This is a genomic window from Psychromonas sp. L1A2, from assembly GCF_009828855.1.
Lineage (GTDB): Bacteria > Pseudomonadota > Gammaproteobacteria > Enterobacterales > Psychromonadaceae > Psychromonas.
In genome coordinates this window covers 1,452,494-1,478,241 of record NZ_WUAG01000002.1, presented here as the reverse complement: position 1 = coordinate 1,478,241, position 25,748 = coordinate 1,452,494, and the positions used below count along the sequence as shown (strand labels likewise).

Genomic DNA, 25,748 nt, shown 5'->3' with positions numbered 1-25,748 from the left:
AGATAAGTTACTTTCCAACTTGAGGTCGTCTAATGTCAACTCCAAAGAATCAAAAAATTGCTCCTGTAAATTACGATTATGATGTCATTGTTATTGGTACTGGCCCAGGTGGAGAAGGTTCGGCGATGAAGCTTGCAAAAGCGGGTAAGCGTGTCGCAGTTGTTGAAAAATATCGAGATATAGGCGGCGGTTGTACTCATTGGGGAACTATTCCTTCCAAAGCGCTTCGTCATAGTGTGACGCAGTTGATTGAATTGAAGAACAATGCATTATTTACAAATAATTACCCTCAAAAACAAGAATTTACTTTTGCAGATGTACTTCGTCACACCGCACAAGTGATCGGTAAGCAAGTTAAGATGCGCAGTAGTTTTTATAATCGCAATAACTGTACTTTACATTTTGGTGAAGCATCTTTTGTCGATAACCATTCTGTAAAAGTAAAGAATGCAGATGGTTCTGTGGAAGTTATCACTGCCAAAGATATTGTTATTGCAACGGGATCTCGCCCTTATCATCCTGATGATATCGATTTTAATTCCGCTAATGTTTACGACAGTGATACGATTTTATCGTTAGATTATCAACCACAACATATTGTTATTTATGGTGCAGGTGTTATCGGATGTGAGTATGCGTCTATTTTTAGAGGGTTGAGTGTTAAGACTGATTTGGTGAATACTCGAGACCGATTGCTCTCATTTTTAGATGCAGAAATGTCAGATGCTTTATCTTACCATTTTAGAAATTCAGGTATGATTTTACGTCATGATGAAGAGTATGAAAAAGTAGAATCATCATCTGATGGGGTTGTTATTCATTTCAAATCAGGCAAAAAAATGAAGGCTGATTGTCTGTTGTATGCCAATGGCCGAACAGGTAATACTGATTTGCTGAATTTACAAGCAGTGGGCTTGAAGCCAGACAGCCGTGGACAACTAGCGATTAATGAACATTACCAAACGTCGGTTGATAATATTTATGCCGTAGGTGATGTTATTGGTTACCCAAGTCTGGCAAGTGCAGCTTATGACCAAGGTCGAATTGCGGCTAATTTAATTATCACCGGTGAAGGCAAAAGAAAGCTTATTAAAGATATTCCTACTGGTATTTATACGATTCCTGAAATCAGTTCTGTGGGTAAAACAGAGCAAATGCTTACGCAGCAGCAAGTGCCTTATGAAGTAGGACGTGCACAATTTAAAGATTTAGCACGTTCGCAAATTTTAGGGTCTGATGTGGGCAGTTTGAAAATTTTATTCCATCGTGAGACCAAAGAAATATTAGGTATTCATTGTTTTGGAGAGCGTGCAGCGGAGATTATTCATATCGGTCAAGCGATCATGGAACAAGAGGGGCCGGGCAATACTATTGAATATTTTGCGAATACGACTTTTAATTATCCAACCATGGCAGAAGCATATCGAGTCGCTGCATTAAATGGTTTAAATCGTTTATTTTAAATAGCGAATTTGTTGTTTTTAGAAATGAGCAGGCAGTATATGCATACTGTCTGCTTACTCTTGAAATTCTTTTTATTTGTAGTTTTTCATCACCCAAAGTAAAGCACTGATACTACGCGCCTCTTGAAAATCACTTCTATTTAGTAATTCATCTGCTTTATTTAATGGCCATTTTATCACTTCTAAAGGCTCTGGTTCATCTCCAATTAAGCTTTCAGGGTATAAATCATTAGCCATAAAAAGTGTCATTTCACTACTAAAGTAACTGGGTGCCATCACTACTTTTTTTAGTTCGGTAAACTCATTAGCACCAAAGCCAACTTCTTCTTTTAATTCACGATTAGCGGCTTCTAAAGGTGTTTCGCCGGGGTCAATAAGCCCTTTAGGAAAGCCTAATTCATAACTATGCGTACCTGCTGCATACTCGCGTATTAATAAGATTGTATCTTTATCATAAAAAGGAACGACTAAAACTGCACCTTGATTACTACTTTGCATGCGTTCAAATTCACGCTGTTCGCCATTACTAAATTTTAGTTGTAGTGTTTCAATTTTAAAAAATCGACTACAAGCGGCAACACTTTTATTTAAAATTTCAGGTAACGTTTGCGAAGAGTTGCTCATAAGTGCCTCATAGTTTTATTAGTATATATAAATGTCATCTTACAATGCTTATTGTCTCTACGATACTGTATTATGCCAATCCAAATGAATATCTCACCTATTCAGTGAATTGAGAGAACTTATTGCTACGATGTGAGTTCTGTAAAAGGATCAATTATTTACACTGGCTTCCATTAACGGCATTAGGTATTAAACTCATTTTGAAAAAATTAATTCGCTTTCCTCCATTCAACCTTAGACATTTTTAGGAAAAGTATGTTGTTAGAAAAAGATATCGATCTTGTATTACTAGATATGGATGGAACGCTATTAGACTTGCACTATGACTCTCATTTCTGGATGGAATTAGTACCAGAACAATATGCAATTATTCATCGTATCTCTTTTGAAAAAGCAGCCGAAATTGTATTTTCGGAGTGTAAAAAAGTATCTGGGACATTATCTTGGTATTGTTATGATTATTGGAGCAATACTTTAGGTTTAGATATTCATCAACTACAACATCAATGTAAAGATAAAATCCAGTGGCGTGAAGATACCTTATGGTTTTTAAAAACGCTAAAAGAGCTCAATAAAAAAATTGTTATTTTAACTAATGCGCACCCTAGTGGTATTAAATTAAAAGATCAGCAAACCCAATTGTTATCATATGTAGATTTAGTTATTTCTAGCCATGAAATTGGTCATGCAAAAGAGGACCAAGGTTTTTGGTCTGCAGTAAAAAAGCAGCTTAATACTGATTTTTCAAGATCTGTTTTTATTGATGATAGTGAAAAGATATTAGTTGCTGCTGAGTCTGCTGGCGTGGAGTATTTAATGGGTATTAATAAACCAGATAGTAAAAAGCCTGCACAATTAATGCAAGGCTTTTCATCTATCTGTCAATTTAATGAATTTTTTAGTTTGAATATTATTCGTTAAAATAATTCATCACCAAAAATAGACCCACCTTCTTGCGAATCAGAACCACTGAACATTGGCTCTGGTACATAGTTAGCAGGTATTGTACCGGCTCTGAAGAACTCAAACCGTGTAGTTTCATCTCTTGCTGTAGTCAATAAGCCGGTTGCAGCATCAATACGTACACTAGAAATGGTTTGTGGTCGAGGGGGTTGATAAACAGGTTGGTCTGCCATTGTTTTACTCATAAAGTAATTCCATGCTGGTAAAGCTGTTCGTGCACCAAATTCACCGCCAGCCACTTGGTTTTTACCTAAATTGTTATTGTAAGTTGCACGACCTAACTCTCGACTAAAATCATCGAAGCCAACCCAAGAGGTTGCGACCATGTTACCAACAAATCCTGAAAACCAAGCATCTTTGGAATCATTTGTAGTACCTGTTTTTCCACCCATATCTTGTCGCCCGATAGCTCGACCTGCTCTCCAACCGGTTCCGTTCCAGTTGGTTTTATTTTTTCTGTTTCCACCACCCCAAACGGCCGTTCTTAACATTTCTCGTGTTAAAAAGGCTGTCTCTGGTGATATTACTGATGGTGCAATCTGTGTTTTATCAATAGGTGAAATAACACAAACTTCGGCTTCTCCATCAATAATAGTGGTCGTTGCTAATAAGTCGGTTTCTTTCTCTTGTTGTTTATAGATACTAATACATTCAGGACATACAATTTTGGGCTCAGCTTGATACAGTATGGTTCCATAAGCGTCCTCAATACGTTCTATAATATAAGGTTCTACTTTATATCCACCATTAGCAATAACAGCATAACCTGTCGCTAACTCAATTGGTGTCATTGCTGCAGAGCCCAAAGCTAAAGAGTTACTTTTTGGCATGTCATCTTCATTAAAACCAAACTTAACAAGTTGATCGATAACTTTAGTAAGACCCAAGTCTTCTACTAGACGCACTGATACAACATTTTTAGATTGGCCTAGTGCTTGACGTAAACGAATTGGACCTGCGTATACTGCGGGCGAGTTTTTAGGGCGCCAAGCTTCATCTCCACTCCATTGACTAATTGGCGTATCACTAACTAATGTTGCCAGCGTATAACCATTATCAAGGGCAGCCGAATATATAAAAGGTTTTATATTAGAACCCACTTGTCGTTTTGCTTGAGTTGCACGGTTAAATTTACTTTGTGCAAAGTTGAACCCACCGACCATTGAAGTAATAGCACCATCTTGTGGGTTCAAAGAAACAAATGCTGCACTTACAGCTGGATATTGAGATAGCTGTAATTGTTTATTGGTCGTCGATTTTTCTTTATCTTCTACTTCAATTTCTCGCACCCAAATTTGTTCACCGACTTTAACAATATCTTTCGCTTCTTTAGGTGGATACCCCTGTCTTAAATCTGTTTTAAATGCACGAGCCCAACTTAAGCCGTCCCATTCAATGGTTGATTTCTTTTGTTGCTGACCTTTAATGATGACATCAATGCTTTTTTTATTAACGCCAACGACAACGGCAGCATGTAAATCTGCTATATCGTTTTCTTTTGATAGTATTTTGACTATTTTTTCTGGTGTCCATGGTGTTTCATCTTCTTCCCATAATACTTTGCTCGCACCACGGTAGCCATGTCGCATATCGTAATTATATAAATTTTCAATAACCGCTTGATTTGCTGCTTCTTGAGCACTTTTAGTCACAGTGGTGTAAACGTTAAAGCCTTCATTATAACTTCTGTCTTCACCGTACAACTCGATTAATTTATTACGTGCTATTTCTGCTACGTAATGTGCTGAAAGGGTTATTTCAGCACCGTGGTAATTACTTAATACAACTTCATCACGTGCATCTTGATACTCTTTTTCTGTAATATAGCCTTCGTCTAACATTCGTATTAATACAATGTTACGACGCTCTGTTGCATTTTCTACAGAATAAATAGGGTTTAATCGTGAAGGTGCTTTTGGAAGGCCTGCTAATACAGCCATCTCTGATAATGTTAATTCTGAAACTGATTTACCAAAGTAAACTTGTGCTGCTGCACCAACACCAAAAGAACGATGCCCGAGCGCAATTTTATTAAGATAAAGCATTAATATTTCATCTTTTGTTAAAATTTGCTCAATTTGAATGGCAATGAAGATTTCTCGTACTTTACGAAGAATTGTTTTTTCATTGGTTAAAAAGAAATTTCTAGCGACCTGTTGTGTAATTGTACTTGCACCTTGTTTAGCGCTACCTGACATAATATAAACACTAGCTGCTCGCATTATACCAATCGGATCCATACCAACATGTTGATAAAATCGACTATCTTCTGTTGCAATAAATGCATTAGCTAACTGATCTGGTATCTCTTTACGCACTAATGGAATACGTCTTTTTTCACCAAATTGTGAGATCAACTCACCGTCTTTGCTTAGTACCTTCATTGGAACTTGTAACGGTATATCTTGAATACTTGTTACATCAGGCAAATCAGATTTCAGCTGATAATAAATAACTATTACAGTTGCTGCACCTAATAGTGCCAAGATAATAGCTACTATAAAAAGTCGCTTGATCCATTTCATCATATTTAAATAATTCCATTGATAGTGTGACTACGTCACTTTTATGTTAGATATATTGAGTATGTAGTATATAGTTATAAATCATGAGTTAAAGAGTGAACTGTGACTTATCAGCTTGGAAATTGTCGAATTTAAACTTATTATTGTATATTAATTAAAAAAAACTTATTAATGCTTTATGCAGCAAGGAAATTATGTTTTTTGGATTTAAAAAATTAGGTTCGAGTAGTGTTATTGGTATTGACTTCGGTTCGAATTCAATAAAAGCAATTGCAATCTCAAAAGGACAAGGAACGTACCATGTTGATGGTATTGCAGAAGCACCTTTGGCAAAAGGGCTCATCGTCGATAATCGATTCGAAGATATTGATAAAATCACTGCAATCATAAAACAATTACGTAAAAGTTTCCCTTCAAATTATAAAAATGTTGCTATCGCTGTAACGGGATCTGATGTCATCACAAAAGTGATGAAAATGAATGCTTCTCTTAGTGAGTTGGATTTAGAATCACGTGTTGAAATTGAAGCAGAAAATAGTATTCCTTTCCCATTAGATGAAATTTTTATTGATTTTGAATTAATTGGCCCCAATAGTAATGACCCATCATTAAATGACATTTTAGTGAGTGCGGCTAGAAAGGAGCGTGTATTATCCCAAGCTCAATGCGTTGATGAAAGTGGTCTCAAGACAACAATTGTTGATATTGCTAGCCATGCACTTGCCCGTTCTGCAGAGCTCGTTATTACATCAGATGATTACGATAAAGGCGTTGCAATTGTTGACATTGGCGCTTCTCAAATGATGCTCAATATCCTATATCAGGGTAATGTCATCTTTACTCGAAGTAAGAGTCATGGCGGTGCAGTGTGCAGTCAAATGATTGCTGAACGCTACGGTCTATCGGGACCAGAAGCGGAGAGAGTAAAAGTTGAGAATGACTTACCTATTGATTGCGATGTCGATGTCATTACTCCATTTGTTAATATGACGATTAACCATTTACGTTTCGACTTGCGGATGTTTACCAATGCACCTAATAAAGTTGATATTAGTAAGCTGATATTAACGGGTGGTGGAGTGTTAATGGCAGAGTTAGCTAAACAATTACAAGAAGAGTTAGATATCCAAGTAGAAGTTGCAAACCCGTCTCTAAGCCTGGAATGTAAAAATGAAGCAGATAACAATCTATTAAAAGAATCTGGCCCTAAATATATGATGGCGTTAGGTCTGGCATTAAGGAGCTTTTCATAATGTCGAATATTAATTTATTACCTTGGCGCGAAAATTATAAACAACAAAAGAAAATTGCCTTCTTTATTTTACTAGGTTGTAGCTGTGTCGTTGCATTCGGTTTATCTTTTGCTGGGAAAATGTATGTAGATTCTTTGATTAATGCTCAAAATGAACGGAATCAATATTTACAAACCCAAACTATCATTTTGGATAGACGCATTGCTGAAATAAAAGAGATTAAAAAAGAAAAAGCGGAGCTAGTACGTCGAATAGACCTTATTCAGGAGCTTGAGCAGCAACGTAATACCGTTACTCGCTTTTTTAATACTTTGCCTGCCGTTACTCCTCCTGGTGTTTATATAAATTCAATTAACTTTAATAAAAGTACTATTAGTGTAAAAGGCCTTTCTGATTCAACAGGACACGTTAGCAATATGGTAAGAAATGTTGATGCATCTGGTTGGTTAGGGGATACGTCATTACCATCAATTGTTAGCGGTCCAACAACACCAATCAAGTTATATAATTTCTCTATGAACTTTATTGTTCTACCTGAAGATAGGAAATAATCATGCATATTAATGATATGGACCTAGAAAATATAGGTAGTTGGCCAAAACTTCATAAGTCGATTGTTGTGATCATCACTTGTTGCCTTTTAATTGGCGGTTTTTACTATTACGTTATTGAAGATCAACTTAAACAATTAGAGAAAGTAGAAGCAAAAGAAGCAACACTAAAAAATGAGTTCAAAGTGAAAGCAGCATTGTCTTCAAATCTTGAAGCTTATCGCGAACAAATGACTGAAATTTCAGTAATATTAGATGGACTAGTTAATAAATTACCGAGTAAAAAAGAACTTGCTAGTTTATTAGATGATGTCGGTTTTATTGGTGCTAATAATGGTTTGCAGTTTAAAAGTCTTAATTGGGGAGTCAAAAAGCAATTAGAGCTTGCTGAAGAAGTTCCAATTAGTATTAAAGTTATCGGTACTTATGAGCAATTAGGGAAGTTTTCTGCTGATATTGCCGCTTTACCTCGAATTGTTATATTAGATAATTTACGTTTGAAACATAACGATAAAGATACGCTAATGTTAGATATCGTTGCTAAAACATATCGTTATAAAGGGAAGAAATAATGAAGCGACTGTTGCCTTTATCATTGGTTTTTTTATTATTTTCTTGTGCCGAAGCAGATCTTGATGATTTAGAAGTCTTTGTTGTGGATACCAAATCTAAAGTCTACCCTGTGAAAAATGAAGTACCTACACTGGAAAAAATTGATACGCTTAATTTTACGCAAGAAGGAGAAAGAAATCCTTTTTCGCAACCACAACTTGAAGTCGTTACAGAAGTAAAGGATACTCCTAAAAGTTGTCCGCAACCTAATTTTGACCGTAAAAAACAAGCCCTAGAATTGTATTCTCTTGGATTATTACAGATGAAAGGAACACTATCTATTAATGGTGAGCTCTGGGCGCTTGTTCAAGTTTCAGGTAGTGAAGTTCATAAAGTTAGACCCGGTAACTATCTTGGTTTAAATTATGGAAAAGTACTAAAAATAAGTAAAAATAAAATAGATTTATTAGAGTTAGCACCAGATAGAAATGGTTGTTGGGAAGAGCGTGTTACTCAAATGACATTAGTATCGGAATGAAGTTAATCAGGGATGAAATGGAAAACATGAAATTTAGAAATCTTAAACAAATAATATTGTTGAGTGTCGGCGTTGCTTTGCTATTTGTATCTTCTTTTTCAGTTGCTGAATCACAATTAATTAAACTTAATGTCAACCCTCTTTCGGAAGGGAAATTTGAGTTAAATTTTGAGTTCAATGATGAAATCGCCTCTTATACTGAGAAATTACATTATCGTCCGAATAAGCTGGTCATCGATGTTAAAGATGCAAGCTCATTACTTGAATTAAATCCTATTGGTATTAATAAAAGTGGTATAGACAGTGTAGAAGCTATACGTATGAATGGCGGTTTACGCTTAGTTATTATGATTGATGAGTTAATGCCTTATTACATTTCTGAAGAAAGTAAGAGTTTAGTTGTTCGTTTTGGTGATACTGAGAAAAGATCAGTTGCAACTGAAGCTGAGTCTGCTGTTGCAGCTGCAATTATTCAGAATACGGGCGATCAAACTGCACAAAAAACATTAAATGAAGCGGCTGAAAAAGCACGTAAAGCAGCATTGATTGATAGACCAAAAGGTTACGTTAATACTATTTCTGATATCGACTTTAAACGTGGCTCAGAAGGCCAAGGTAAGTTGTTTGTTTATTTAGATAATTCAAGTGTTGCTGTTGATATAAAAAGACGTGACCAACAGTTAATCGTTGAGTTTCAAAGTACTTATATTCCAGATGATTTTTTATATATAATGGATGTTGTTGATTTTGCTACTACTGTAGAAAAAATAGAAACATTTAGAGACAATGGTAAAACGCGTTTCATTTTTAATATAAAAGATGAATATAATTATCGTTATGATCAACTAGATACTTTATTTATGGTTGAAGTATCTAAAAAACCAGAAGATGAAGAGGATATGCCTTACGAAGGTAAAGCTATTTCTCTTAATTTCCAAGATATTCCGGTACGTACCGTGTTGCAGTTAATTGCTGACTTTAATGGTTTGAACTTAGTTATCACTGATTCAGTAAGTGGTAATATCACATTGCGTCTTGATGACGTTCCTTGGGAACAAGCATTAGATATTATTCTTAAGGTGAGAGGTTTAGGCAAACGCATGGATGGCAATGTTCTTCTGATTGCTCCTGCTACTGAACTTGCAGCAAAAGAGCGTGAACAACTAGAGTCTAATAATGAAGTTGCTGCTTTATCCCCTTTGTATTCTGAGTTTATTCAAATTAATTATGCAAAAGCGGCTACGATTGCAACTATGCTCTCAAGTCAAAATGCAAGTTTACTATCTGAGCGTGGTAATGTGACGGTGGATACGCGTACTAACACATTGTTAATTAAAGATACTGCAGCGGTCATTGACTCTGTTAAAGAAATTATTGATGTCTTAGATATTGCAGTCCGACAGGTTGTTATTGAAGCTAGAATGGTAACGGTTAGTGACTCTGTTGGTGAAGATTTAGGTATTACTTGGGGGCTTTCAAATAGTACAGGGGAAGATACCACCTTGAATACCTTAGATGTTAATTTACCTCTTTCTACATCAGCTGGCACACTTGGGTTTCAAGTTGCTAGACTAGCCAATGGTAATATTCTAGATTTAGAGTTGTCTGCTTTAGAACAAGAAAGTAAAGCAGAGATTATTGCAAGTCCACGTATTACAACATTAAATCAACAAACAGCTTATATTGAGCAAGGTACAGAAATTCCTTTTGTAGAATCTTCATCATCAGGTGCGACATCAATTAGTTTTAAAAAAGCAGTATTAAGTTTACAAGTAACGCCACAAATTACACCTGATAATAAATTGATCCTAGATCTCGTTATTACTCAAGACTCTGTTGGTGAAACGATTATAACAAATGATGGTGAATCAGTTTCTATTGATACACAAGAAATTCAAACTCAGGTATTAGTTGATAATGGTGAAACCTTAGTTTTGGGTGGTATTTATCAACAGCAAATTACAGATACCGTCAGTAAAGTGCCATTTTTAGGTGATATTCCTTATCTTGGCTTCTTATTTAGAAATTCAGTAACCGACAATAGTAAGTCAGAATTATTAATTTTTGTTACACCGCGTATTGTTATGCAAACAAAATATTAAGTCTTAAATTCCTTTAGTATTGAATAAGCCTGAAGTTTACCTTCAGGCTTATTTTTTTATGGCTTGCAATATATTGTTAACAATTGCGATAATAAGGCACTTCTCTTTAATTTTTAAGGGGCTTCCCAGTAATCAACCACTTGAGTAAAAATTCAACATGGCAGAACAGCGTAATATATTTTTAATTGGCCCAATGGGGGCTGGTAAAAGCACAATTGGCCGTCAACTAGCACAAATGCTGCACTTAGACTTCCTTGATTCAGATAGTGAAATTGAACGTAAAACTGGCGCGGATATCGCTTGGGTTTTTGACGTTGAAGGTGAAGAAGGTTTTAGAAATCGCGAACAAGAAATGTTAGATGAACTAACTAAAAAACATGGTATTGTTTTAGCGACAGGCGGTGGGGCGGTTATTCGACAGGAAAACAGAACTCATCTGTCGGCTCGTGGTATTGTGGTTTACTTAAAAACAAGCGTTCAAAAACAGCTTGCAAGAACACTAAAAGATAAGCGTAGACCGCTTCTTCAAACTGATGATCCACAGTCGGTATTGGAAACATTGGCAGAAAAACGCAACGCGCTTTATGAAGAAGCTGCGGATTATACTATTGAAACTGACGAGCAAAGTGCAAAAGTTGTTGCGAGTCAAATTATTGCTTTATTGGATTTTTAATGGAAAAGTTACTCGTTGATCTAGGTGATCGTAGTTACCCAATCTCTATTGGATCAAACTTATTGTCTGATACCGCACTTTTTAGCAGTGCAATCAAAGGCAAAAAAGTGATGATCGTTACTAATGATGTCGTTGCACCTCTATATTTAGAGGCTTGTAAAAACACATTAAAAGATTATCAAATAGATGAAGTTATTTTACCTGATGGCGAGCAACATAAAACGTTAAGTACATTCGAAGTAATATTGAGCGAATTATTAGCAAAAAAACATGCTCGCGATTCAACCATTGTTGCATTGGGGGGTGGTGTTATCGGTGATATGGCTGGTTTTGCTGCTGCTTGTTATCAAAGGGGCATCGCATTTGTACAGATACCAACCACTTTATTATCACAAGTTGATTCGTCGGTTGGTGGAAAAACGGCCGTAAATCATCCACTTGGTAAAAATATGATAGGTGCTTTTTATCAACCACAAGCGGTTATCATTGATATTGAGTGTTTAAAAACACTGCCTGCACGTGAATTTGCTGCTGGTATGGCAGAAGTGATTAAGTACGGTATTATTTATGATAAAGACTTTTTCAGTTGGTTAGAATCAAATATAGAAGCAATCAAATCACTTGACCCAACGGCTATCGTTTATATGCTTAAACGTTGTTGTGCTATTAAAGCTGAAGTGGTGGCACTAGATGAAAAAGAGCATGGGATTCGAGCACTATTGAATCTTGGGCATACTTTTGGCCATGCTATTGAAGCTGAGCAAGGTTATGGTAATTGGCTACATGGTGAAGCGGTTGCTGTTGGTATGGTATTAGCTGCTGAAACCTCTTATATATTGGGGTTAGTCGATCATAGTGATGTGGAACAAATCATTGATTTAATTGAAGCCTTTGACCTACCGTTAACAGCGCCTGCAGATATGCAATACAAACATTTTGCGGAACATATGCAGTTAGATAAAAAAGTACTTAATGGTCAACTACGTTTAGTTTTACCGACCTCTGTAGGTACAAGTGCATTATTTGATAATGTCAGTGAGAAAGTACTCCGTGACGTCATAGAATCTTAATCGATTATGGTCGAGAGAACATTAATTTCACTCCCCTCTCAGTTGCAGTTAATAGAACGGCTGCAACATCATATTTATTTATCTTCTTCACTTATTTTTGTTTCTGGAGAGGCTGGCTCAGGTAAAAGTACACTTACTGAAAATCTCTCAAATATTTTACCGAGTGATTTACAGCAAGTGTATATCTCATTAGGTAATGAGCTGACAGATAATGCATTACGTCAAAAAATTATTGCTCAGTTGTACGCTAAGGCATTATTTAATGCTGAAGATAAACTATTAGATACAATTTCTCGATTACAACAATCAGAAAAAAGAGTGCAGAATAAATTAATCATTATTGATAACGCACAATACTTACCCGATGATTTCATTATTGAACTATGTGAGTTATTTTCTGCGCCTAATCTTGCACAAGATAATACATTTAATGTCTTGTTGTTAACGGATGAAAAAACAACCCGAACTTATTTAAATTATATTGGTACCCACTTGGTCAGTCGACTTCAATCTACATTGAATCATCTTGAGTTAACATTACCGGCATTGAGTGCTCAAGAAGCGAAGGAATTAATGCTTCATAACTTTCAACAAGTAGGCTATCAGGCTAAATTACAACATCAAGATGCTTTAAATCGTCAGTTAAGTTTGTGCAATGGCAACCCTCAAAAAATAATTAAATTAGCAGAAGATTTAAGCCAAGGTTTACTTGAAACCATCGCACCTTCTTGGATTAAAACAAAGTTACCTGCAGTATTATTAATGCTTATGTTAGTCATTATTGTCAGTATATTGGCTGCTTATCTTTACCCTAAGTTTGTATCAAACTCACCACAAAAAAGTGAATCGAATGATGCGTTACGTGTTACAGATGAAATTACTGAGTTAACTTCTACTGAGACGACAAAACAAGAGTCACTTGCTAGTTCATGGTCTACTTTAGAGCTTGGGGTTACAGATAATAAAGCAATGGTAGGTTTATCAGATAGAACTGAACAACGTGTTGTCATATCAGATAATCAGTTAATTGAGTTAACAGTATTGAGCGAAACGGTAAGTAGTGACGTTCAGAAGATGCCTGCGAATAAAAATATTGATGAGCATGAAGTACCGTTATTATTACAGCTTCCTCCTGTTATTAATGATGAGATAGTTAACGAAGATGTTCTAATTAATAAAAAACAAGATACTACACCGCTAGTTGATGGTGATATTGAACCATCAGCAGAAAATAAAAGTGTTGTAGAGCAGCTACCAGTCAGTGTTTCTTCGACTAGTGTAAAGGAGAAACAGCCTATAACTTCTAAGCAAAAAGAAGATAGCTTATTAACTCCTACTTATATTTTATTATCGAAAAGTCCAAAAAAATTCACGATACAAATATCAGGTATGGCATCTCGCGCCTATTTAGTCGCTTTTCAACAGAAATATAGTTCAGATAGAGGGGATGTTTTTTCTTATAAAACGATTCGAAATAATAAACCTTGGTTTGTAGTGGTTTATGGTGAGTATTCTTCAGTAGAGTCTGCAAGTTTGGCAATTAAAAGTTTCCCTGATGCATTTAAAGGTATGCCAACTTGGATAAAAACATGGCAAGCGGTACATAATGATTTGCGGTTAAATAATGAATAAAAAAAATAGAGCCTTTTTGAAGTGGGCTGGTGGTAAATACACCTTAACTGAGCAAATTAATGCTCGTTTACCTGAAGCAAAACGTTTAATAGAGCCTTTTGTTGGCGCAGGATCGGTATTTTTAAATAGTGATTTTGATGAATACATACTCAATGATATCAACCCTGATCTAATTGAAATGTATAAAATTATTAAACGTAAACCTAAACAGTTTATTCGTGATGCGAAGGTTTATTTCCAACCTGAATATAATAAAGAAGATGTTTATTATCAGTTACGAGAAAAATTTAATAAAAGCGAAGATGTCTACTTACGTTCATTGTTATTCTTATATATGAATCGTCATGGTTATAATGGCTTGTGCCGTTATAATAAAAGTGGCGGTTTTAATGTCCCTTTTGGTCGCTATAAACAGCCGTATTTTCCAGAAAATGAATTATTATATTTTTCTGAAAAAGCTAAAAAAGCCACTTTTACCTGTAAGCCTTATCAAAAGCTATTTTTGTATCTACGCGATACAGATGTGCTTTATTGTGATCCTCCTTACGTTCCATTAAGTAAAAGTGCTTCTTTTACGAGTTACGCAACCCAAGGGTTCAGCTTGGATGATCAAGCTCAATTAGCAAAACTAGCGCGTGAAAGTAAAGCTGCAGTCTTGTTAAGTAATCATGATACAACGTTAACGCAGGAATTATATCGTGATGCTGATTGCGATAAGATTTTTGTCTCACGTACGATTAGCAGTAAATCAACAGATCGTAAACCAGTTGCTGAATTATTTGCATTTTTCCCCGCTAAAAAATAAATCTAGAGCAAACATCAGAAATAAAAATTAGTGTGTTAGGCGCCGCTTAGGTAGAATAATGCACTCATTATTTAGCTTATTTCTATCTAGGGACAAACCACCATGACTGATTATTTAATTGCACCTTCTATCCTTTCTGCAGACTTTGCTCGTTTAGGCGAAGATGTTCAAAAAGTATTAGACGATGGTGCCGATGTAGTGCATTTTGATGTAATGGATAACCATTACGTTCCTAACTTAACGATCGGTCCAATGGTTTGTAAAGCGCTACGTGACTTTGGTATCACAGCACCAATCGATGTACATCTTATGGTAGAACCTGTTGATACAATGATTGTTGAGTTTGCTAATGCAGGTGCATCAATTATTACTTTCCATCCTGATGCGTCAAAGCATGTCGATCGTTCATTACAATTAATTAGAGATCATGGCTGTAAAGCTGGGTTAGTTTTAAACCCAGCCTCTTCATTAGAAGAATTAACGCACGTTATGGATAGACTCGATGTGGTTTTATTAATGTCAGTGAACCCAGGTTTTGGGTGGCCAATCATTCATTCCCCATACACTTGAAAAACTACGTCAAGTACGTAAATTAATTGATGATAGTGGTCGAGATATTCGTCTACAAGTCGATGGTGGTGTTAAAACGGATAATATCAAAGAAATTGCAGAGGCAGGTGCAGATATGTTTGTTGCTGGTTCAGCTATCTTTAATCAGCCTGATTACAAAGCGGTTATTGACGACATGCGTGAACAGCTAGCTCAAGTAAAATAGAGATGAGTTAATATGCCCCAAATTACTGATATTAAATTAATTTGTTTTGATCTTGATGGTACGTTAGTTAATAGCGTACCGGATTTACGTTTAGCATTGAACTCAATGTTAGAGGATTTATCATTACCAAATGTAAATGGCCTAATTGTTAAAACATGGGTAGGCGACGGCATCACCAAAATGGTGGAACGTTGTTTATTGCATGTTCAAGATAAAACTATATCTGATGTTGAATTAATTGAAGCCGTTGCGATCTTTGAAGGTTATTATCGACAATTTTTAAATACTGAATCTGGTTTATACCCTGCTGTAAAAAGTACTTTATTTTCGCTACAAGACAAAGGTTATAAAATTGCTTTAATTACCAATAAAGCAGAGAAATTTTTACCTGAACTATTACGCTATTTTGGAATAAATCGTTGTTTTGATTTGTTAATTGGTGGAGATACATTAGCTAAAAACAAGCCTGATCCAATGCAAGTTAACCATGCCTGTGAACATTTTAACGTCAACAAGTCTGAAACCGTAATGGTAGGGGACTCTCGCAACGACATATTAGCTGGCCAAAATGCATCAGTAAAAACTATTGCATTAACTTACGGATATAACTTCGGCGAGCCAATTGCGGATATGAAACCAGATTATCTTATTAATCATTTTGATGAATTATTAACATTGCTTTAAAAGCAATGAAGGAAATAAACAATGACTAAACCAGTTGTATTAAGCGGATGTCAGCCATCAGGCGGCTTAACTATCGGTAACTACATGGGCGCATTGCGTCAATGGGTTGTAATGCAAGAGACACATGACTGTTTATTCTGTCTTGTCGATTTACATGCAATTACAGTTCGTCAAGACCCAAAAGCGTTGCGTAGCGCGATTTATGATGGTTTAGCAATGTATCAAGCTGTTGGCATTGATCCACAAAAAAGTACTATGTTTATTCAATCTCAAGTACCAGAGCATGCAGAATTATCTTGGATTTTAAACTGTCATACGCAAATGGGTGAGTTAAACCGTATGACGCAGTTTAAAGATAAATCGCAAAAAAATGTGACTAACATTAACGCGGGTTTGTATAGCTACCCTGTATTGATGGCTGCAGATATTTTGTTATATGGCCCTAGTAGTGTGCCTGTTGGAAGTGACCAAAAACAGCATCTTGAATTAGCACGTGATATCGCCACTCGTTTTAATAACGCTTATGGCAATACTTTTGTCGTTCCTGAGCCTGCTATTCCAGAGCATGGTGCTCGTATTATGAGCTTGCAAGAACCCACTAAAAAGATGTCTAAATCTGACGATAATGAAAAGAACTTTATTGCATTATTGGAAGACCCAAAGAAAATAGCCAAGAAAATTAAAAGTGCGATGACAGATACTGACGAGCAAGCGCGTATCTATTTTGATACTGCTGAAAAACCAGGTGTTTCTAACTTATTAACCTTACTTTCATGTTCAACAGGTAAATCAATTGAAAGCTTGATCCCTGAATACGAAGATAAAATGTATGGGCATTTAAAATCAGACACGGCAGAAGCAGTTGTAACTTTATTAGCGCCAATTCAAGAGCGTTTCAAAGCATTGCGTGCTGATGAAGATGCATTGCAGTCGATTGCAAGAGTTGGCGCAGAGAAAGCACGTGAACGAGCGGCTGAAACACTGGCTAAAGTGTATGATCGCGTTGGCTTTTTACCTAAATAAATACATTTATTAAATCAATGCTAAAGCGTAATAAATGGACACAAAAAAGGCTGATATCGAATCAGCCTTTTTTATTTAATCTTAATATGCCATTTTCTATTCGATACTGACTCATCACGCTAAGTAATGAGTCTAATAATTAGCTTTCGCCTAAACCTTTACCTGCATCTTTTTTATTAATTAATTCAATCATGTAACCATCCGGATCTTTTACAAATGCAATCACAGTGGTACCGCCTTTTACTGGTCCTGGTTCACGCGTGATAACGCCACCCAAACTTTTTATTTTTTCGCAAGTTTGGTAAATATCATCAGTTTCAATGGCAATATGACCATAAGCATTACCTAATTCGTAAGCGTCTGTACCCCAGTTATAAGTTAATTCGATAACTGTTGTGTCAAGCTCATCACCGTAACCTAAAAAAGCAAGTGTATACTTATACTCAGCATTTTCTGACTGGCGTAATAATTTCATATCCAGTACATTTTGGTAAAAATCTAATGACTTTTGTAAATCAGTCACACGTAACATTGTGTGTAATAAACGCATAATACTTGTCCTCTTATCGAAAATAGATACAAAAAAAGACAAATCTAAATTTGTCTTTTTTAATTTTTACTCATACACAAGCTTAATAATAAAGATTTTAACGCTTATTATAAACCTTGGATCAAAAACTTAACTGTTGCAATAATTTCGTCGTCGCTACAGTTGCTACAAGTTCCTTTTGCAGGCATTGCATTAAAGCCTGAAAGAGCATGTTTAATTAACGTTTCTTCACCTTGTGCTATACGAGGCCCCCACGCTGCAGCATCTCCTTTGATTGGAGCACCAGCGGCACCTGTACCATGACAAGCGATACAAAATGTACCGTAAACTTGCTCACCAGAACGCGGTTCTGCAGGCTCATCTGATGCACTAGTGGTATTAGCAGTGACTATTTCACCATTTATATATACATCACTGATAGGAGCGATACGACTTGCAATCGCTTCATCAGAGAAATCTTGTGCAAAGCTCGATACGCTGAACAAGCTCATTGAAAGAGTGATAAATAGGCTGAGACGTTTAATAAGGGTCACATGAACTCCTGTAAGTGTTAATAAAAAGCCAATATTTTTACCAATCCTGGTAATTATTGTGTATTTGTTGTGATTTTTTCAATTATAACGAGATTGCCTTTAACTACCAATCTCTTTATGGATATTATTGTTTCCAGTTCACTATTTTCTTTTCTTTACCGGTTAATAAACGACGAATATTACTAATATGCCTCAGAATGATTAAACATGAGAGCATCAAAACAGGCAAAGTGAACTCAGGCTTTATGTAGTGTACAAAAACCGGTGCGGCAATAGCAGTAATAATTGCAGCCAATGAAGCATAACCACTGATCGCAACGGTTAATAACCAGGTAATAACAACTAACCCTGTCATATCCATTCCTAAAGGTAACAACGTCCCTAATCCTGTTGCGACCGCTTTTCCGCCTTTGAAGTCAAAATAAGGAGGGAAGATATGGCCTAAGCAAGTTGCGATACCAATAATACCAATAGCAATCGGTGGAATACCTGCAAAATAAGCTAAATAAACAGGTAAAGTCCCTTTTAATAAGTCAAAGAGAAGTACTAAACTGGCTGCTTGAGCGTGATGCATTCGTAATATATTGGTAGCACCTGGGTTTTTTGAGCCATGTAATCTTGGGTCTGGCCAGCCTTTAAATTTACATAATAAAATGGCGCCATTTAAGGCTCCTAAAAAGTAAGCCGATATACTAAAAATAAATGTTGCCAGTATAATCATGGTACTTATTTCATCCTATTAAGGTAAAATGCGGTGCAATTATAATAGATATATAGATAAATATTTTATTAACTTATTATAATATTCAGTTTAACACTCGAGTTTACTCGCTAATAGACACAAAAAAAAGCGCCGTTGTATCAAAATGGACATCGCTATGGGATTTAAAAATGGATATTGTTTTTATTAAACAGTTAGAAGTAATTAGTACAATTGGTGTTTATGGTTGGGAAAAAGGAATACAACAAAAATTGTATTTTGACCTAGAAATGGCATTTGATAATAAACCAGCTGCCGATAGTGATGATATTAACCTTGCTTTGAATTATTTCAGTGTTTCTGAACGCGTAAACCAGTTTGCACAGCAGAATCAATTTGAACTAATTGAAACCATGGCGGAACGTGTTGCTGCATTGATCATGCAGGAATTTTCGGTGACATGGATAAAACTAACACTGCATAAACCTGGTGCATTAGCTAAAGCGCAAAGCCTAGGTGTACAAATTGAACGTGGAATAAAATAGTGGCTCATATTTTTGTTGGTGTCGGCTCTAGTATCAATCGACAGGACAATATTCGAGAAGGGATACTGTTATTAAAAGATACCTTCGGAGAGCTCAAGTTATCCAGTATTTTTGAAAGTGAGTCTGTGGGGTTTAAAGGAGGACTTTTTTATAATTTAGTAGTGGAACTAAATAGCGAGTTATCAATCTCACTGGTTATACAAAAATTAAAGAAGATAGAAGTGCAGCTAGGAAGGCCTGAAAAAGCCATTAAATTTGCCCCAAGAACGTTGGATTTAGATTTATTATTATACGATCAAGAGATAGAGTATACGTTAGATCTTCCGCGTGCAGAAATCATCAAAAATGCTTTTGTACTTCAACCCTTAGCTGAATTAGCGCCAACATTAATACATCCCATTTTAGGTGTCAGTTACCAGAATTTATGGTCGAAATACCCAGCGGGCAAACAAAAACTATGGAAAGTAGCATTGCCTATTTTTAATTAATAAAGCAATGACACATAAGCAGATGAGATAAAAATGAGTATTTTAGAAGTTGTAGTATTAGCCTTGATTCAAGGGTTAACTGAGTTTTTGCCCATTTCCAGTTCAGCACATTTAATTTTGCCGTCAGTATTATTAGGCTGGCAAGATCAGGGGTTAGCCTTTGATTTAATGTTGAATATTGGCACCTTATCGGCTGTGCTGATCTATTTTTATCGTGAAGTCAGTAACATGTCGGTTGCCTGGGTTGATTCAGTAAAAAATAAAAAACACAGCCAAGATAGTAAATTAGCATGGTGGATTATATGGTCAACGATACCTGCTGCAGCGATTGGTTTTTTAGGTAAAGATTATATTGAAGTGTATTTACGTAGTGGTTATGTCATTGCAATAACCACTGTTGTGTTTGGCTTGTTACTTTGGTGGGCAGATGCAAAAGCAACACAAGTAAAAACTGAATATCAGACAGGATTAAAAGGTGCCATTATTTTAGGTTTTGCACAGGCACTCGCTTTAATACCTGGAACCTCTCGCTCTGGAATCACTATCACTGCCGGCTTAATGCTTGGTTTAACGCGTAATGCTGCTGCTCGTTTTTCTTTTTTAATGTCAATTCCAATTATTGCGATGGCATCGGGATATGACTTATTAAAGTTTGTTTTATCAGATGAATATGTTGATTGGCCATCTTTATTTTTAGGTGCAGGTGTTTCATTTATCAGTGCAATTTTATGTATTCATGTATTTTTAATCTTATTAAATAAAGTCGGTATGCTACCGTTTGTTATTTATCGATTGTTATTGGGGGCGGCTTTGTTTTATGTTTTAGCAAGTTAAGTTGGCTTGTTAAAACGGGAATTAAGTGGATTTGAAATAGACAAAGTGGCTTCAATAGCCACCTTGTATATTTCTATTATCAGACACTGCTAAGTAATATAAGTACAGTAAAAATAAATAACTTCATATTCATAATAGAAACAAGTATGAGTCGTTATCTAATACGCTTATTAATTATAATTAAGTCGTGCGTTTATGAACGTCTTTAAATATTTGTACTAACTGAATACGTTGTTCATTTAATTTACTTCTGATGTCAGCCCCTTGAAAACCTTGCGCTATGATGGCTTGTATATCTACTTTTAAAGCAGCTTGAAATCCTTGCCACATATAATCTGCCGTTGGGTAAGGTAACAACTCAAAGCCAGTTCGTCCCTTAGAGTCTGCTACACAGCATTGCAACATTTGTTGAAAGCGGTGTGGTTTACGCCATGCATCACATTTATCCATGATACCGACCATCGTGCTCGCTCTTAACTCAAAAGCACTGTGAATATTAGTGTGGTGCTCACTCACTAATAATGCGAGATCTCGGTACTCATTAGGCACTTTAAGGCGCTTACAGAATTTTTTAATCACTGATAAACCTTTAAACCCATGTCCTTTATGACTCGGCCATTCACTTTCTGGCGTCAAAGCTTTTCCTAAATCATGCACTAAGCAGGCGAAACGAAAAGCAACTGAGTCTGACAATAAACAAGCTTGCTCTACAACCATTAAAGTATGGATACCAGTATCAATTTCTGGATGCCAGCGTTTCGGAGCAGGCACGCCATATAAGTTATCAATTTCAGGAAATAAAGCGGCTAATGCACCACAGTCACGCAGTATTTGAAAATAAACTTGCGGGCTATCTGTTTGTAAAGCTTTTTCAGTTTCAACCCAAACACGTTCTGGGGTTAAACTTTGTAATTCTCCACTGGCCGAAATCTCTTTCATTAGAGTGAGTGTTTCTGGTGCGATATGAAAACCAAGGTTGGCGAATCGAGCCGCAAAACGGGCAACTCTTAATACTCTTAGAGGGTCTTCGCTGAATGCTGGACTAATGTGGCGCAATATTTTCTTTTCTAAATCTTGTTGTCCGAAATAAGGATCGAATAACTGCTTGTCTTCAGATTGGGCAATAGCATTAATAGTGAGGTCACGCCTTGCTAAATCATCTTCTAAACTGACATCTTGCCCTGCGTAACAACTAAACCCAGTATATCCGATACCTTGTTTACGTTCAGTTCTGGCTAATGCATACTCTTCACCAGTATTGGGGTGAAGAAAGACAGGAAAGTCTTTACCAACTTGGGTAAAACCTTTTTCTAACATTGCTTCTGGGGTGCTATTAATGACAACAAAATCATGGTCTTTGACTTCTAGGCCTAATAGTTGATCTCTAACTGCGCCGCCGACTAAAAATACACGCATTGTTTCCCCCCTTAATGAATAATTTAGTTATTATACCGAAACTAGCTAAATATGCAGAAGCTTGTTTATTTCATTAATGATAATTGTCATCAGTATGTGATCTAATATGATGGTTAGTAATATTTATCGGTTATTTATTTCCATTGTTATTAATACGGCTCAACATTTTGTCTAAGGTTTATAATGTACCAAGAATTTTTTTCTTTGAAAGAACAGCCATTTTCGATCTCTCCAGATCCTGATTTCTTATTTTTAAGTGATCGCCATAAAGAAGCATTAGCGCATTTAATGTATGGCTTGATAGGTAACGGTGGTTTTGTTTTATTAACCGGTGAAGTGGGAACAGGTAAAACCACTGTATGCCGTGCACTCTTAAAAGATATCTCTGATGATACGGATATTGCCTACATACTAAATCCTGCTCAAACAGAAGTAGAATTGTTAGCGACTATTTGTGACCAATTAAAAATTGATTATGATGTTGATAGAGCAAGCTTAAAAACCTTATTTGACGCAATCAGTAGTTGGATGATTGGCAATTTTGAAAATGGACGTAATGCGATCGTTTTGATCGATGAAGCTCAACATCTTAGCTTCGCTGTTCTTGAGCAATTAAGGCTATTAACTAATATAGAATCAAACAACAAAAAACCATTACAAGTTATTTTAATTGGACAAACAGAGTTACAACAAAAACTCAAAGAAAACCAATTACGTCAATTAGCTCAACGTATTACCGCTCGTTACCATCTATTGCCACTGACTTTACAAGAAAGTGAATTTTATATTCAGCATAGACTCAATGTTGCAGGTGCAACTACCCCTATTTTTGAAACAAAATTACTTAAACGCATATTTAAGTATAGTCGTGGTGTACCAAGATTAATTAATTTAATTTGTGACCGCAGTATGCTTTGTGCATATAGTCAAAATTCACCTAAAGTGACGGCTAAAATGATTGATTTAGCTGTAAAAGAAATTGATTTAAGTCTTAATGATAAAAATGAAGGTAGATCGTTTAAGCAAGGATGGCGAATTTTACTACTCGTTATTTTAACCGCGTTTACAGCTATACAAGCTCCTAAAATATTTCATAATTTTAATCAACCAAGAGAATCAATTGAAACAATAAGTGAGTTTAATTTATCTCATACTGTGCCTGTACAGTCTAGAGCGGTTAGTACTTCTTTTAATAACTTATCTTGGTTTGATAATTATCCCGAGTTAGATTTAAGTAATGGCGAGTTTTCAAATGCCCTAAAAACACTTTATGCCATATGGGGTTATGAGGTTAGTTTAGATCAGGCAAGCTGTGCAGAAGGCGATACAGCCTCATTACAATGTTATTCAGAGAACACGTCCTTACAAAAGTTAGAGCAACTCAATTACCCTGCTGTTATCGAACTCGTGAGTGATGAGGATTCTGTTTATGCGGTACTTTATAAAGTAAATAAAGAATATGAACTATTGATTGGTAAACAAAAGATAGAAGTAAATCGTTCATGGTTAACCGAGTATTGGACTGGCGAATTAACGCTATTATGGCAAGTTCCTTTTGATATTACTAAACCATTAAAATTTGGTGAAAAAGGCGATAGAGTATTATGGTTATCTAAACAATTAAATCGAGTGTATGGGGTATCTGAAAACCCTAAAAGTCGCTTTGATTGGAAATTGAAAAATACAGTGATTGAGTTCCAAAATAATAATAATTTAGTTGCGGATGGCATTGTTGGTCGACAAACATTAATGCCTTTAGTGCAGCAGTTAGATACAACAATACCTTCATTATTGTAGAGGCATTATGTCCACCATATTAAAAGCATTAGAAAAAAATAAAGAACAAAATCAACCTGTTGTTGTTGATAAATCAACAGATACTATTTGGAAGTCAATGATGGTAGCTGCGTTGTTAGTGATTGTTATATTACTAACTATAGTGGTGTTTTTGTTATTTAAACCGACGGTTGAAGCAGTTAAACCAATACCATATATTCCTTCTGTGGCAGAGCTAATACATGCAATACCTGAAAAACAAAACCCACGTTACGATAGCTTAGTGAGTGAGATTGATTTTAACACTGAGCCTTTGCCGATTGTATCGCAAAAGACTGAAATGAAGTGGACACCTGCGGTAAAAGCTAATGTTAATACGGCGAAAAACTCAGTAGCCAAAAATGCTGAATCAGATCAATTAATTATTGATGGCTCTGTTCCAAAAAGAACCATTTCTAGTAAGCAAAATACTCATCATATCTCTCTTGATGATGTGCCTGATGATTTACAACAACGTTTTGCATTAGCGGTGGAAGAAGAGAGCAATGCGACTTTTACTGAGTATGTCGATAAAAATGAAGAATTATTAACCTCTGATATTGCATCAATGCCTGCTCGCTTTCAATATAGAGTACCTGTGATGCGCTATGATTCACATGTCTATTCTACTGAAGCTAAAGATCGTTGGATACGTATTAATGGAGTTGATTTACGTGTTGGTGAGTCTCTTGGCGAAATAGAATTAGTCGATATATTACCTCATCAGAGTATATTCCGTCTTGGTAAACAAAGCTTTACGTTGGAGTCACTACAGGATTGGAAAGGTTAATTTTTTTATTTTAGATGATTTTTTAAAGTATTTATTAAGCTAGGAAGCTAAACTATATACATTAAATGATACAACTAAAGTTTAAAATGAAGCCATAAAAAAACGCACTAATGTGCGTTTTTATTTATAAGTTATTTACATGTTAAGTAACTTATATTTTAAATTATTGTATTGCTTTATTTTTTGTTCTTTACCAGTTGTCAGTACGCTTTTTACGACGTGGTAAAAACGGTAGAATTAAGCCTACCAACATACCAAAGAATAAAACACTACCACCGTACATTAACCATTCCATTTTAATGCGTTCATCTTTAGTCGATTGTAATAAATCTAATTCCATATTACGTTCTTTTAAATCTGCAATGGTATCGCGTAACGCTCTTTTTTCACTGTCAAGTTGTGCTATTAGGCTATCTTTATCAATAATAGCTTGTTCTTTATCAGCGTTTGCTTTTGCATTATCACTATTGATAGTGTTGAGCTTGTCTTGGCTTGTTTGAAATTGTTTTTGTATCTCAGGTAGCAATGATTTTGCTGGTGGTTGTTTTTGAATCTCAGATGATTTTACCCAACCGATTCTACCCGTTGGGGTTTTGACTTGCATAAACTTTGTTTTCTCATTGTATTTTAAAGTATCAACCGATGTACCTACTTCGATAGTACCGATAATACGATATTGTAGGCTTGGGCCTGAGTGCATGTAGATAGATAATTCGTCACTTACGTATTGTGTCGCAGCAAAGCTACTGAATGGGAATAAGAAGCACAGTAAAAGTAATTTGATTGATTTCAAAAGAAAGACCTTTTAGCAAATAAATTGAGCAATCATTCTAAAAGTTATTGA

25 protein-coding genes and 1 pseudogene are annotated in these 25,748 nt (G+C 35.7%); 19 read left to right on the top strand and 7 right to left on the bottom strand.

Annotation, left to right across the window (positions count from 1 at the left end):
* The first annotated feature begins 32 nt into the window (after positions 1-32).
* Positions 33-1,463, top strand: coding sequence for a Si-specific NAD(P)(+) transhydrogenase (gene sthA / locus GQR59_RS16725; protein WP_160064602.1), 1,431 nt, complete (start codon positions 33-35; stop codon positions 1,461-1,463).
* Between the two features lie 72 nt (positions 1,464-1,535).
* Here sthA and nudE read toward each other — a convergent pair whose 3' ends face one another.
* Positions 1,536-2,087 (bottom strand): ADP compounds hydrolase NudE, encoded by a 552-nt coding sequence (nudE, locus tag GQR59_RS16720; protein WP_160064600.1) that lies wholly within the window; start codon positions 2,085-2,087, stop codon positions 1,536-1,538.
* Positions 2,088-2,342: 255 nt separating this feature from the next.
* Here nudE and yrfG point away from each other — a divergent pair, with 255 nt between their 5' ends.
* On the top strand, positions 2,343-3,008 hold the full coding sequence (yrfG, locus tag GQR59_RS16715) for a GMP/IMP nucleotidase (protein WP_160064598.1): 666 nt from the start codon (positions 2,343-2,345) through the stop codon (positions 3,006-3,008).
* On the opposite strand, the gene GQR59_RS16710 is transcribed toward yrfG, so the two are convergent.
* Entirely contained in the window at positions 3,005-5,578 is a 2,574-nt protein-coding gene (locus tag GQR59_RS16710; RefSeq protein WP_201288132.1) for a penicillin-binding protein 1A, read from the bottom strand. The two genes, yrfG and GQR59_RS16710, sit on opposite strands and share 4 nt — an antisense overlap.
* 191 nt (positions 5,579-5,769) lie before the next feature.
* On the opposite strand from GQR59_RS16710, the gene pilM reads away from it, so the two are divergent.
* From pilM to trpS, 12 genes and pseudogenes are all read left to right on the top strand, one after another.
* Positions 5,770-6,828 (top strand): type IV pilus assembly protein PilM, encoded by a 1,059-nt coding sequence (gene pilM, locus GQR59_RS16705; protein ID WP_160064596.1) that lies wholly within the window; start codon positions 5,770-5,772, stop codon positions 6,826-6,828.
* On the top strand, positions 6,828-7,379 hold the full coding sequence (locus GQR59_RS16700; RefSeq protein ID WP_160064594.1) for a PilN domain-containing protein: 552 nt from the start codon (positions 6,828-6,830) through the stop codon (positions 7,377-7,379). The genes pilM and GQR59_RS16700 overlap by 1 nt, the downstream gene beginning before the upstream one ends.
* A gap of 2 nt (positions 7,380-7,381) precedes the next feature.
* Complete coding sequence (locus GQR59_RS16695) at positions 7,382-7,951, top strand: type 4a pilus biogenesis protein PilO (protein WP_160064592.1); 570 nt, start codon at positions 7,382-7,384, stop codon at positions 7,949-7,951.
* A complete protein-coding gene (locus tag GQR59_RS16690; RefSeq protein ID WP_160064590.1) occupies positions 7,951-8,469 on the top strand; it encodes a pilus assembly protein PilP in 519 nt (172 codons plus the stop codon). Before GQR59_RS16695 ends, GQR59_RS16690 begins: the two co-directional genes overlap by 1 nt.
* Before the next feature lie 26 nt (positions 8,470-8,495).
* Positions 8,496-10,571: a type IV pilus secretin PilQ gene (locus GQR59_RS16685; protein ID WP_160064588.1), complete on the top strand. Its 2,076-nt coding sequence runs from the start codon at positions 8,496-8,498 to the stop codon at positions 10,569-10,571.
* Between the two features lie 157 nt (positions 10,572-10,728).
* Positions 10,729-11,244 carry a shikimate kinase AroK gene (aroK, locus tag GQR59_RS16680; protein ID WP_113819341.1) on the top strand — a complete coding sequence of 172 codons (516 nt, stop codon included), beginning with the start codon at positions 10,729-10,731 and terminating at the stop codon, positions 11,242-11,244.
* On the top strand, positions 11,244-12,314 hold the full coding sequence (aroB, locus tag GQR59_RS16675; protein ID WP_160064586.1) for a 3-dehydroquinate synthase: 1,071 nt from the start codon (positions 11,244-11,246) through the stop codon (positions 12,312-12,314). The genes aroK and aroB overlap by 1 nt, the downstream gene beginning before the upstream one ends.
* A gap of 6 nt (positions 12,315-12,320) precedes the next feature.
* Positions 12,321-13,946, top strand: coding sequence for an AAA family ATPase (locus GQR59_RS16670; RefSeq protein ID WP_160064584.1), 1,626 nt, complete (start codon positions 12,321-12,323; stop codon positions 13,944-13,946).
* Entirely contained in the window at positions 13,939-14,751 is an 813-nt protein-coding gene (locus GQR59_RS16665; protein WP_160064582.1) for a Dam family site-specific DNA-(adenine-N6)-methyltransferase, read from the top strand. Before GQR59_RS16670 ends, GQR59_RS16665 begins: the two co-directional genes overlap by 8 nt.
* 102 nt (positions 14,752-14,853) lie before the next feature.
* Positions 14,854-15,526, top strand: a pseudogene (gene rpe, locus GQR59_RS16660) (ribulose-phosphate 3-epimerase).
* A gap of 12 nt (positions 15,527-15,538) precedes the next feature.
* Positions 15,539-16,210: a phosphoglycolate phosphatase gene (locus GQR59_RS16655; protein ID WP_160064580.1), complete on the top strand. Its 672-nt coding sequence runs from the start codon at positions 15,539-15,541 to the stop codon at positions 16,208-16,210.
* Positions 16,211-16,231: 21 nt separating this feature from the next.
* The gene (gene trpS / locus GQR59_RS16650) at positions 16,232-17,233 is read left to right on the top strand and encodes a tryptophan--tRNA ligase (RefSeq protein ID WP_160064578.1); all 1,002 of its coding nucleotides are present in this window, start codon (positions 16,232-16,234) and stop codon (positions 17,231-17,233) included.
* 139 nt (positions 17,234-17,372) lie between these two features.
* Here the strand turns inward: trpS and gloA are convergent, their stop codons facing one another.
* From gloA to plsY, 3 genes are all read right to left on the bottom strand, one after another.
* Positions 17,373-17,783, bottom strand: a complete 411-nt coding sequence (gene gloA / locus GQR59_RS16645; RefSeq protein WP_160064576.1) for a lactoylglutathione lyase — start codon at positions 17,781-17,783, stop codon at positions 17,373-17,375.
* A gap of 107 nt (positions 17,784-17,890) precedes the next feature.
* Positions 17,891-18,316: a c-type cytochrome gene (locus GQR59_RS16640; protein WP_236546800.1), complete on the bottom strand. Its 426-nt coding sequence runs from the start codon at positions 18,314-18,316 to the stop codon at positions 17,891-17,893.
* 124 nt (positions 18,317-18,440) lie between these two features.
* A complete protein-coding gene (plsY, locus tag GQR59_RS16635) occupies positions 18,441-19,037 on the bottom strand; it encodes a glycerol-3-phosphate 1-O-acyltransferase PlsY (RefSeq protein WP_160064574.1) in 597 nt (198 codons plus the stop codon).
* A 170-nt stretch (positions 19,038-19,207) separates the two neighbouring features.
* Between plsY and folB the strand changes: the two genes are divergently transcribed.
* The 3 genes from folB to GQR59_RS16620 are packed head-to-tail and all read left to right on the top strand — an operon-like array spanning position 19,208 to position 20,883.
* The gene (folB, locus tag GQR59_RS16630; RefSeq protein ID WP_160064572.1) at positions 19,208-19,561 is read left to right on the top strand and encodes a dihydroneopterin aldolase; all 354 of its coding nucleotides are present in this window, start codon (positions 19,208-19,210) and stop codon (positions 19,559-19,561) included.
* A complete protein-coding gene (gene folK, locus GQR59_RS16625; RefSeq protein WP_160064570.1) occupies positions 19,561-20,049 on the top strand; it encodes a 2-amino-4-hydroxy-6-hydroxymethyldihydropteridine diphosphokinase in 489 nt (162 codons plus the stop codon). Before folB ends, folK begins: the two co-directional genes overlap by 1 nt.
* A gap of 33 nt (positions 20,050-20,082) precedes the next feature.
* Positions 20,083-20,883, top strand: a complete 801-nt coding sequence (locus tag GQR59_RS16620) for an undecaprenyl-diphosphate phosphatase (protein ID WP_160064568.1) — start codon at positions 20,083-20,085, stop codon at positions 20,881-20,883.
* A 180-nt stretch (positions 20,884-21,063) separates the two neighbouring features.
* Here GQR59_RS16620 and GQR59_RS16615 read toward each other — a convergent pair whose 3' ends face one another.
* Positions 21,064-22,299: a multifunctional CCA addition/repair protein gene (locus GQR59_RS16615; RefSeq protein WP_160064566.1), complete on the bottom strand. Its 1,236-nt coding sequence runs from the start codon at positions 22,297-22,299 to the stop codon at positions 21,064-21,066.
* A 183-nt stretch (positions 22,300-22,482) separates the two neighbouring features.
* On the opposite strand from GQR59_RS16615, the gene GQR59_RS16610 reads away from it, so the two are divergent.
* Positions 22,483-24,096, top strand: coding sequence for an AAA family ATPase (locus GQR59_RS16610; RefSeq protein ID WP_160064564.1), 1,614 nt, complete (start codon positions 22,483-22,485; stop codon positions 24,094-24,096).
* Positions 24,097-24,103: 7 nt separating this feature from the next.
* Positions 24,104-24,904 carry a general secretion pathway protein GspB gene (locus tag GQR59_RS16605; RefSeq protein ID WP_160064562.1) on the top strand — a complete coding sequence of 267 codons (801 nt, stop codon included), beginning with the start codon at positions 24,104-24,106 and terminating at the stop codon, positions 24,902-24,904.
* A gap of 190 nt (positions 24,905-25,094) precedes the next feature.
* On the opposite strand, the gene GQR59_RS16600 is transcribed toward GQR59_RS16605, so the two are convergent.
* Positions 25,095-25,697: a TIGR04211 family SH3 domain-containing protein gene (locus GQR59_RS16600; RefSeq protein WP_160064560.1), complete on the bottom strand. Its 603-nt coding sequence runs from the start codon at positions 25,695-25,697 to the stop codon at positions 25,095-25,097.
* Between the last annotated feature and the right edge of the window lie 51 nt (positions 25,698-25,748).

What these genes read in the sequence shown, in the direction of transcription:
- GQR59_RS16610 (WP_160064564.1), top strand. Translation starts at nt 22,483, where the DNA reads ATGTACCAAGAATTTTTTTCTTTGAAAGAACAGCCATTTTCGATCTCT.
- nudE (WP_160064600.1), bottom strand. Translation starts at nt 2,087, where the DNA reads ATGAGCAACTCTTCGCAAACGTTACCTGAAATTTTAAATAAAAGTGTT.
- pilM (WP_160064596.1), top strand. Translation starts at nt 5,770, where the DNA reads ATGTTTTTTGGATTTAAAAAATTAGGTTCGAGTAGTGTTATTGGTATT.
- GQR59_RS16670 (WP_160064584.1), top strand. Translation starts at nt 12,321, where the DNA reads ATGGTCGAGAGAACATTAATTTCACTCCCCTCTCAGTTGCAGTTAATA.
- GQR59_RS16665 (WP_160064582.1), top strand. Translation starts at nt 13,939, where the DNA reads ATGAATAAAAAAAATAGAGCCTTTTTGAAGTGGGCTGGTGGTAAATAC.
- plsY (WP_160064574.1), bottom strand. Translation starts at nt 19,037, where the DNA reads ATGATTATACTGGCAACATTTATTTTTAGTATATCGGCTTACTTTTTA.
- yrfG (WP_160064598.1), top strand. Translation starts at nt 2,343, where the DNA reads ATGTTGTTAGAAAAAGATATCGATCTTGTATTACTAGATATGGATGGA.
- GQR59_RS16685 (WP_160064588.1), top strand. Translation starts at nt 8,496, where the DNA reads ATGAAATTTAGAAATCTTAAACAAATAATATTGTTGAGTGTCGGCGTT.
- aroB (WP_160064586.1), top strand. Translation starts at nt 11,244, where the DNA reads ATGGAAAAGTTACTCGTTGATCTAGGTGATCGTAGTTACCCAATCTCT.
- GQR59_RS16710 (WP_201288132.1), bottom strand. Translation starts at nt 5,578, where the DNA reads ATGATGAAATGGATCAAGCGACTTTTTATAGTAGCTATTATCTTGGCA.
- GQR59_RS16620 (WP_160064568.1), top strand. Translation starts at nt 20,083, where the DNA reads ATGAGTATTTTAGAAGTTGTAGTATTAGCCTTGATTCAAGGGTTAACT.
- GQR59_RS16605 (WP_160064562.1), top strand. Translation starts at nt 24,104, where the DNA reads ATGTCCACCATATTAAAAGCATTAGAAAAAAATAAAGAACAAAATCAA.
- GQR59_RS16615 (WP_160064566.1), bottom strand. Translation starts at nt 22,299, where the DNA reads ATGCGTGTATTTTTAGTCGGCGGCGCAGTTAGAGATCAACTATTAGGC.
- aroK (WP_113819341.1), top strand. Translation starts at nt 10,729, where the DNA reads ATGGCAGAACAGCGTAATATATTTTTAATTGGCCCAATGGGGGCTGGT.
- sthA (WP_160064602.1), top strand. Translation starts at nt 33, where the DNA reads ATGTCAACTCCAAAGAATCAAAAAATTGCTCCTGTAAATTACGATTAT.
- trpS (WP_160064578.1), top strand. Translation starts at nt 16,232, where the DNA reads ATGACTAAACCAGTTGTATTAAGCGGATGTCAGCCATCAGGCGGCTTA.
- GQR59_RS16690 (WP_160064590.1), top strand. Translation starts at nt 7,951, where the DNA reads ATGAAGCGACTGTTGCCTTTATCATTGGTTTTTTTATTATTTTCTTGT.
- folB (WP_160064572.1), top strand. Translation starts at nt 19,208, where the DNA reads ATGGATATTGTTTTTATTAAACAGTTAGAAGTAATTAGTACAATTGGT.
- GQR59_RS16695 (WP_160064592.1), top strand. Translation starts at nt 7,382, where the DNA reads ATGCATATTAATGATATGGACCTAGAAAATATAGGTAGTTGGCCAAAA.
- GQR59_RS16700 (WP_160064594.1), top strand. Translation starts at nt 6,828, where the DNA reads ATGTCGAATATTAATTTATTACCTTGGCGCGAAAATTATAAACAACAA.
- gloA (WP_160064576.1), bottom strand. Translation starts at nt 17,783, where the DNA reads ATGCGTTTATTACACACAATGTTACGTGTGACTGATTTACAAAAGTCA.
- GQR59_RS16655 (WP_160064580.1), top strand. Translation starts at nt 15,539, where the DNA reads ATGCCCCAAATTACTGATATTAAATTAATTTGTTTTGATCTTGATGGT.